This window comes from Serratia oryzae, from assembly GCF_001976145.1.
Lineage (GTDB): Bacteria > Pseudomonadota > Gammaproteobacteria > Enterobacterales > Enterobacteriaceae > Chania > Chania oryzae.
This window is the reverse complement of the sequence record NZ_MOXD01000027.1, coordinates 1-8,548: the sequence shown is the minus strand read 5'-3', so window position 1 is coordinate 8,548 and position 8,548 is coordinate 1. Positions and strand designations below refer to the sequence as shown.

Here is an 8,548-nt window from a genome sequence, read left to right as displayed (position 1 = left end):
CCGTTGCCGTCAATCACCACGCTGCCAATGGTTTGGCCGTTGTCATAGACGGTGATGAGATCGCCGGGCACACCCTGGCCGCTCAGAACCGGGCGGGTTTCATCGGTGACGCTGCCGTTTTGAATGGCGCCGGTAACGGCACCGGTCTGGTCTAACGCCTGGCCGATAGCCGGTGTTGCCGGTGGCGTGTTGTCGGTCTGGTTATCGTCAGTACTGCGGTTATGATAGGCAATGGCTGCGCCGGCACCGATGGCGGTAGCTGCAGCCACCCAGCCGAGCAGGCCAAACAGGGCGTCGTGGTTGTCATCTGAGGAGGTAAAGATACCGTTGCCGCTGCCCAACGATGGACCGCCCAGCGCTACAGGGGAAAACTCACCTTCGCTAACCAGGTAGCCACTTTCATAGCCTTCACCGGATAAAGGCACATAAGCATACAACTGCCCGTCCTCTGCCATGCCCAGCAGAATAGGATGTTTAGCATTACCATTGAAGTAATCTTCAATAATGATGCTAGGTTGGTCGTCACCTTCCTGCAAGACAAGCAAATTTTTACCAGCGCGCACCAGTGTTACGTTTTCAGGTGCAAAGTCGTTGCCCAAGTTTTTCAACAGGTATTTGTTACCGTCGATCAGTTTAACTTTAACGGCTTTGCTGGCATTGGCAGTCAACAAACGGGTTTTTCCTTCACCACTATTAACTGCTAACACGATGGTCTTACTCATCTTTTTGTAACTCCAAATATCACATGATTAAATGCGAAGAGAACCGCATTTTATTTAAAATGAAATGTACCTACGATTGAGAGGAAAATAATTGCATTGAGGTAGATTAAATAAAAACCCCAGAGGTACAGTGCAATTAAAAACCGACCCAAACATGGAAGCCATTGGCTTAATATAATCCCCAAAAAAAAATTCTTAGAGATTCATCAAGTACCAACGCTATTGCCGATGTTTAAGGTGTATTGACAATTTTTAGGTTATACAACTCATGCTTTTATCCCTCTGCAGGTAAATTAAATTTCCATATAAAATTATGTAGGTTCACTCGCTATCACTATGTTTAAACTAACACTTATTCAACAATCAATATCGCGGAAGCACTGATAGCTCATTATGACCTTTAGCTTAATGACTAGAATACCCATTAAAAGATACTGAGTACTCCGCTCACTGGTAATGAAGACACTGACTCGTCACCTCATTACCAACACTATACTTGTCAATAAGTAGTCGAAAAAAACTAAAACCCTGTTGCCCCTTCGCATCGATAAGAAATATCTTACACATGCTGTGTACAGAAAGCATTCTTAGAAGCCGAAATGCAAACATACAATATAAAAATCTAAAAAACTGCGTTTAAAATCAATTTAAAACATTTATATGCTGGTTTTAATTAAATTTATTACATTAAAAACTACAAAAACAGAAAAATCAGAACTTTAAGCCAAATGAAGAAAGAGAAAAACTGAGCTAATGAAAAGCTAGTCACTCCCCTTTCACAAAAATTAATGACAAAAAATTCATTTAATATCAATTAGTTAAAAAAAAAACAAAAAGAAAGGACAAATTGAAATGAAGAGCTGATGTGAAGGGACAGACGACGAGAAAAGTACAGTTTTTTCTTACACCAAACGACACTTACGACTTTGATACTACCTATCAGAGGATTACTCTCACTACCCGTTTCATTTATTGCTATATGTATACTGCCGCTGGTGCAGATAAGCCACTGAGCTCACACCATCGACATGACGAATTTTAGCCCACGCTAACATCCGTTTTGAACCGGACACCGTCTTCCTCAGGAGCCGACCACTCCTATCCTCTTAATTGTATAATCAGATAAAACACCAACACACCCACTTCGACTTTATAATATTCATGAAACACCTTAGGTATACGTGGACAAAACCAAGTTATACAATATCACTCAACGCCAACATGCTCATATTGGCACTCACTTTTCTTAATAAATACCGATGTTCTTTTGTGAATATGGGTATAAGTATGGAATAACTGGCTGTGTTCTTGCCAAAAATGATAAAGGACATGGTTATTGATAATCTGAGTCAAGGTTTATACCCAGCCTCTTTCACTAACAAAATGAAGATAACTATCTGCATCACGAATAAAGCAATGTACTTGAATCGCACTGCCTAAAGAGCATAAAAAAACCCCAAGCTTAAAAAGCTTGGGGTCTGAATGATTGGCGGAACGGACGGGGCTCGAACCCGCGACCCCCTGCGTGACAGGCAGGTATTCTAACCAACTGAACTACCGCTCCGCGCCAGTTCCTACTTGTGGAGGAACGAAGCGAATATTACGGTTGCCCCTGCGTTCCGTCAATGCCTTTTCTTATAAAAAGAGTCGTTTGCACAGTTTTTCAACGACCTTGGCAGCATAATGCGGCGTTCGCCGTGTTTTTACACTAAAGCAGACATTATTCGCCACGCCATAGGCAACTTCCGCCCTTTTTAGCCACCAGATCCAGGCGAGCCTCATGCGCGATCACTTCGTCAGGGCTGGCGTACACCACTTTCATGGCCGTGGACGGGCGTACAATGCGTTGAATATCCTGCGTCGAATCGGTTTGCTGCGTGTCCCCTTCCATTTGGAACGCCATGGAAGTCTGGCCACCGGTCATCGCCAGATAAACTTCCGCCAAAATCTCGGCATCAAGTAAAGCGCCGTGCAGCGTTCGCTTGCTGTTATCTATTTCATAGCGGCCACACAGGGCATCAAGGTTGTTACGCTTGCCGGGGAACAGACGGCGCGCCATCAACAGGCTATCGGTGATAGTACAGAAGGTTTCCGTTTTCGGAATATCTTGCTGCAGTTTGCGGAATTCGTGATCCATAAAGCCGATATCGAACGCCGCGTTATGAATAACTAATTCACCGCCACGAATGAAATCAATAAATTCATCGGCAATCTGGTCGAAGGTGGGTTTATCCGCCAAGAATTCATCACTGATACCATGTACACCGTAAGCCTCGGGATCCACCAGCCGATCCGGCTTAATATAGACATGGTAGTGACGCCCGGTCAGGCGACGGTTGATCACCTCCACGGCCCCGATCTCGATGATACGATGGCCTTCGTAGTGAACCCCTAACTTGTTCATACCGGTAGTTTCGGTATCAAGAACGATCTGTCTGGTTGGTGTAGAGATCATATTGCAGTGCTCATAGCGCTCGTTTATGTCAGACTTGGCTTTTGTAAAACTGATAGGAAGAGTCTACCAGAGATGCTCAAACAGGTAGAAATTTTCACCGACGGTTCTTGCCTCGGTAATCCAGGGCCCGGCGGTTACGGCGCAATTTTGCGTTATAAACAGCACGAAAAAACCTTTAGCGCAGGCTACCGCTTAACCACTAACAACCGTATGGAGATGATGGCGGCGATTGTGGCGCTCGAAGCACTGACCTCGCCCTGCGAAGTGGTGCTCAGCACCGACAGCCAGTATGTACGCCAAGGTATCACCAGTTGGATCCACAACTGGAAAAAGCGCGGTTGGAAGACCTCAGATAAGAAACCCGTGAAAAATGTCGATCTCTGGCAGCGTTTAGACCAGGCAATTGCCCGCCACACGATCCGCTGGGAATGGGTCAAAGGCCATGCAGGCCACCCGGAAAACGAGCGTTGTGACGTGCTGGCACGCGATGCCGCCGGGAATCCAACACAGGATGATACGGGATATCAACCCGAAACCTAAGGCAGCTTACGGTAACTCTTGGTCGCGCCCACCGCGCGGCTGAGAGCGGGTTTTCTCGCTCCCACTTTCATCGGCGTCGGTGTCAAAGGCAAAGTTCTTTTACGCGCCACAATCATGCTCATGCATCCTAATGCCGGCAAATGCGTGCTTAAAAACCTGCCGCCTTTACGCTGCCAGGGCAATACATGGAAGCGAGTCTGTTCCAGCACTTCATAGTTCAACAGGCTGAGCCAGTCCAACAAGCGCATCTGCGTAAACATCCGGCTGACATAGGGCTGCCGTGTGCGCAATCCCGGGATCAATTTGCCCAACCCGAGTAAGCTGAACGGGTTGAAACTGCTGATCACCAGCCAGCCGTCGTCGATCATCACGCGATCAACTTCGCGCAACAAGCGGTGCGGATCGTCAGCGTAAGAAAGCGTGTGGGCCAGCAGGCAGGCATCTACCGATTTGGCAGCAAAGGGTAATTGGTAAGGATCGGCCAATACGTGCAGATTATCACCCGCCAAACCAACGTTAACTTGATGCGATATGGCACATTTTTCCGTATCCAGCGCCGCACTGAGGTTACCGAGTTTCAGCAGATGAAAACCAAACAGCTTTGCCCACCAAGGTTGCAGCTGTTGCTCAAGCGCCTCACGGTAGTATTCTCCCCATGGCAACCCTGCCCAAGAGTATGGACTGGTGAGCTTTTGTAGAGTATGGGCTGGTTTCATGATTTATTATCTTCTTTCAAGCCGTTGCCAACGAGGGGTCCACGATGAATCTTATCAGCATTCCTGCTTTTCAGGACAATTACATTTGGTTGTTGGATAACCAGCATGGGCGCTGCGTTATCGTCGATCCTGGTGAGGCCAAGCCAGTGCTGGAAGCTTTAGGACGCTTGCGATTGACTCCTGATGCCATTTTATTGACCCATCACCATCGCGATCACGTTGGCGGCGTAGCAGAAATTGTTGCGCAATACCCGGAGCTGGCCGTGTATGGACCACAAGAAACGATCGGCAAAGGGGCGAATACTTTGGTGCAAGATGGTGAAACTCTCACAATCAGCGGGCGAAACTATCACGTTATCGCGGTTCCCGGACATACGCTAGGGCATGTCGCATTCTACAGCTCACCTTATCTTTTCTGCGGAGACACCCTTTTTTCTGCCGGCTGCGGCCGGCTTTTTGAAGGGACGGCCGAGCAAATGTACCACTCAATTCAACGACTCGCGCAACTTCCCGATGACACTCTCATTTGTTGCGCACATGAATATACTCTCTCAAACCTTAAGTTTTCACGGGCTATTTTGCCACAAGATCGTGATATTGAAACATATCAGCAACAAGTTGAGAGATTACGTGTAAAAGGTAAGCCTAGCGTGCCCACAACGTTACAATTAGAGCGGAAAATTAATCTCTTTTTACGTTGCCATGATACTGATTTACAAAAAGAAATAGGTCTTTATTCGCCACCAGACAGCCTTCATTCGGTTTTTTCCGAATTACGCCGCCGGAAAGATAGCTTCTAAAGCTTTTTGTTGTGTTATTTGGCGAAGCAAAGTATAGTTGCTCGTCTTTTAAGCAACTATATTGACATACACATGAAGGCTAAAGCGATAATTCTCGCCTCAGTCTTGCTAGTGGGTTGCCAGGCGTCCAAGAAGGGCGTGCAGGTACCAGAGCAGCATGCACAGAGTCTGTCTTCGGCAGGTCAAGAAAGTGAAGCAGGAGAGTACACAGCGAATGGTCGAGCAAGCTCGGCGCGGTGGTTAGAGGGTAATAGCGCCGCACAGCAAGACCTGTGGAACTTCATTAGCGACGAGCTGAAGATGGAGGTTCCGGAAAATCCCCGGATCCGTGAACAAAAAAGAAAGTACCTAAAAAGTAAGAGCTATCTCCACGATGTAACATTACGGGCAGAGCCGTACATGTACTGGATAGTCGGGCAGATTAAGAAACGTAATATGCCGATGGAACTGGTACTGCTACCCATAGTGGAGAGCGCTTTTGACCCACACGCCACGTCGCATGCCAATGCCGCAGGGTTATGGCAGATCGTGCCGCAAACGGGTCGTAATTATGGGCTGAAGAACAATCAGTGGTATGACGGGCGCCGTGATGTTGTGGCCTCGACAACTGCTGCGCTTGATATGATGGAGCGCTTGAATCGCATGTTTGACGGCGACTGGTTACTGACCGTCGCGGCTTATAACAGTGGTGAAGGCCGCATCATGCAGGCGGTGAAGGCGAATAAACGCCAAGGTAAGTCCACCGAGTTCTGGGATTTGTCGCTTCCGCGTGAAACGTCAATCTATGTCCCGAAAATGCTGGCACTGAGCGATATCATCAAGCACAGTAAAAAATACGGCGTCAAATTACCAAAATCTGACGAAACCCGTGCACTGGCGCGAATTGATGTTGGGCAGCAGATCCAGCTAACTCAGGCGGCTGAGATGGCGGGGCTTTCGGTCACCAAGATGAAAGCATATAACCCGGGCTACAAAAAAGGTGTCACGGCGCCGAACGGGCCTCATTACATTATGGTCCCGAAAGGCAATGCCGCGCAGTTGAAAGACTCGTTGGCTGATGGGCAAATTATTCCACCGCCAGCCCAGTTGGCGAAGAACAGTAGTTTGTCTGGTGGCAGTGCGTATAAGGTCCGCTCTGGCGATACGTTATCTACCATTGCCAAACGGCTGAACGTGAAACCGAGTGATTTGCAAAGCTGGAACAACTTGCGTGCCAAAAGCACCCTGAAAGTTGGGCAAACGTTGCAGGTAGCCAGCAATACCGGCGATAACAACAGTATCACCTACAAGGTTCGCAAAGGCGATTCGCTTTCCAGTATTGCGCGTCGTCACGGTGTCGATATCGACGATGTGATGCGTTGGAACACCAGGCTTGGTAAGAACAGCAGTTTGCAGCCAGGCCTTAAGCTGACCTTGTTTGTGAACAACAAAGTGTCACCGGACACCTAGTAGGTTTCAGTACAAAAAAAGCACCCTGTCCTGCCGGGTGCTTTTTTATTGCCAATAGATTTTCTACCAGGCCGGTTTATCCATTTCAGGATGGAACTCAACCAGTAGCGGATTATGATCTGACGCTTCGGTAACCAGCACTGAAGCATCGACAACGCGCAAGTTACGATAAAATACAAAATCCAGCGGGCGGCCAAACGCTTTGCGGCGATGATCGTCAGTAAAGCTCACCTCATGCAAAGCGATGTCCTCAGCAAACTGATATAGCGCATTAATACGCTTGCGGCTCCAAGCATTAAAATCACCGGCCATGATTACCGGCCCTTTATGGCTGGCAATCTGCTCACCGATTGGATCCAGTTGCTTACTGTATACATCAACACCTAAGCTGAAATTGACCGCATGAATATTAACGACCATCAGCAGTTGGTCGTTGTACAGCGGGTAGACAGTAATCAGTGCTGATTTAGCCAGACGTAATAGGGGCTCACGTTCACGCAGCGGGCAACAATACACTGGGTGTGCTGCTGCCAACGTCATCACGCCTGAGGGATGCTGTGGCAGCACAAAAGCGGGTACCTGATCGGCCGCGAGATAGTTGGCCGTGGCAAAACTCACCAACTCAGGCGTAGTCTGCGCTTCCTGCAATAACACCAGCTGTGCGTCTTTACCAAAGTCTTTCAGCACTGAGAGCCAATCAGCCCGTTGCTGTTTGAAGATATTCCATACCATAACCCGCAATGCCCCTGCCGTAGGTAATGCGGCCCCAGGCGGTAGGGGCTGATGGATGGCACCAGAGAAAACTCGCTCAACTGGCTGGCCTGCCACATACCTCATTGCATAAGTTCGTTTTGGCACGCTATTCGCCTATTTCCCATTTGGATGAGGCTGGTAACAACATTGCTACCAACAATGAATTGATTATACGTATGCGCCTCTCTGCCAGTGTGGCTTTTAGGAGGAAGACTCTTTCATTTATAGAGACGACAAGAGGGGATTTCAATCAGTGAAACGTATACGTCTGTAAAGGTTAACGCTAAAAGGTAATAAATGCGAAAAAGCCCGCAAATGCGGGCCTGAAATACCAAATTGGTCGTTTGCGCCAATCAATCCTAGTTTGGTGCCAAACCCTCGGGATTAACCATACGACCATTGCATTCCAACTTGGCAATCTGCGCCATCTCTTCTGCGGTTAATTTAAGTTGCTGTGCCAACAGATTGCTGGCCAGATTTTCACGCTTTGTTGATGAAGGAATCACTGCGTAGCCCAGTTGCAGAGTCCAAGCTAAAACTACCAGTGCCGCTGTAGCATTTCGGTTTCTCGCTATGTTATTGATCACCCCATCCTGTAGTGCTTTACTATAGGCCAATGTCATATAAGAGGTGATGGCAATACCATGCTATTTTCCAAACTCAACCACTTTGTGGTTCTGCAAATACGGAGAAAGCTCAACCTGATTAGTGGCAATGACTTCAGCCCCCACCGCATTCATGGCTTGTTGCTTCAGATTAATCGTGATGTAGTTCTCCCTGAATTTAGTCTTACCACTTCACTCCGCTCGCAACGATGGCTTGGCCCACAGCGGTTTCATTCTCATAAATCTGCGCGATATCTATCGCACGATAGCCTAACTACTTTTGCTTAATAAGTAATAATAATCCTAACATAGGAGAGGAGTGGCACTAACGGGCGATTTTTACATATGAAAAAGCCCTGAATCATAGACTCAGGGCTTATTAATAAGTGGCGGAACGGACGGGGCTCGAACCCGCGACCCCCTGCGTGACAGGCAGGTATTCTAACCAACTGAACTACCGCTCCACCGATTCTTTCATGCAGTACCTTACAGTACCGGCAAAACCACC

Annotated in this window: 6 protein-coding genes, 2 tRNA genes and 2 pseudogenes; 3 read left to right on the top strand and 7 right to left on the bottom strand. The window is 47.8% G+C overall.

Translation table 11 applies throughout. The features are described from left to right. From BMI79_RS22595 to dnaQ, 3 genes and pseudogenes are all read right to left on the bottom strand, one after another. Positions 1 to 722 (bottom strand): annotated as a pseudogene (locus BMI79_RS22595) (hypothetical protein); the annotation flags it as partial. Positions 723 to 2,209: 1,487 nt separating this feature from the next. Next, positions 2,210 to 2,286: transfer RNA gene (locus BMI79_RS22590), tRNA-Asp, on the bottom strand. Positions 2,287 to 2,442: 156 nt separating this feature from the next. Beyond that, positions 2,443 to 3,177, bottom strand: a complete 735-nt coding sequence (dnaQ, locus tag BMI79_RS22585) for a DNA polymerase III subunit epsilon (protein WP_076944389.1) — start codon at positions 3,175 to 3,177, stop codon at positions 2,443 to 2,445. A gap of 72 nt (positions 3,178 to 3,249) precedes the next feature. Between dnaQ and rnhA the strand changes: the two genes are divergently transcribed. Then, positions 3,250 to 3,717 (top strand): ribonuclease HI, encoded by a 468-nt coding sequence (gene rnhA / locus BMI79_RS22580; protein ID WP_076944388.1) that lies wholly within the window; start codon positions 3,250 to 3,252, stop codon positions 3,715 to 3,717. Here the strand turns inward: rnhA and BMI79_RS22575 are convergent. Further along, the gene (locus BMI79_RS22575; RefSeq protein WP_076944387.1) at positions 3,714 to 4,433 is read right to left on the bottom strand and encodes a class I SAM-dependent methyltransferase; all 720 of its coding nucleotides are present in this window, start codon (positions 4,431 to 4,433) and stop codon (positions 3,714 to 3,716) included. The two genes, rnhA and BMI79_RS22575, sit on opposite strands and share 4 nt — an antisense overlap. A 44-nt stretch (positions 4,434 to 4,477) precedes the next feature. On the opposite strand from BMI79_RS22575, the gene gloB reads away from it, so the two are divergent. Both gloB and mltD read left to right on the top strand, forming a co-directional pair. After that, the gene (gene gloB, locus BMI79_RS22570) at positions 4,478 to 5,233 is read left to right on the top strand and encodes a hydroxyacylglutathione hydrolase (protein ID WP_076944386.1); all 756 of its coding nucleotides are present in this window, start codon (positions 4,478 to 4,480) and stop codon (positions 5,231 to 5,233) included. Between the two features lie 72 nt (positions 5,234 to 5,305). Next, positions 5,306 to 6,682: a murein transglycosylase D gene (mltD, locus tag BMI79_RS22565; protein WP_095996180.1), complete on the top strand. Its 1,377-nt coding sequence runs from the start codon at positions 5,306 to 5,308 to the stop codon at positions 6,680 to 6,682. A 63-nt stretch (positions 6,683 to 6,745) separates the two neighbouring features. Here mltD and BMI79_RS22560 read toward each other — a convergent pair whose 3' ends face one another. The 3 genes and pseudogenes from BMI79_RS22560 to BMI79_RS22550 all read right to left on the bottom strand — a co-directional run bounded on the left by BMI79_RS22560 (position 6,746) and on the right by BMI79_RS22550 (position 8,504). Beyond that, positions 6,746 to 7,540, bottom strand: coding sequence for an endonuclease/exonuclease/phosphatase family protein (locus tag BMI79_RS22560; RefSeq protein WP_076944385.1), 795 nt, complete (start codon positions 7,538 to 7,540; stop codon positions 6,746 to 6,748). A 254-nt stretch (positions 7,541 to 7,794) separates the two neighbouring features. Then, positions 7,795 to 8,314, bottom strand: a pseudogene (locus BMI79_RS23205) (aldo/keto reductase); the annotation flags it as partial. Between the two features lie 113 nt (positions 8,315 to 8,427). After that, positions 8,428 to 8,504: transfer RNA gene (locus BMI79_RS22550), tRNA-Asp, on the bottom strand. Between the last annotated feature and the right edge of the window lie 44 nt (positions 8,505 to 8,548).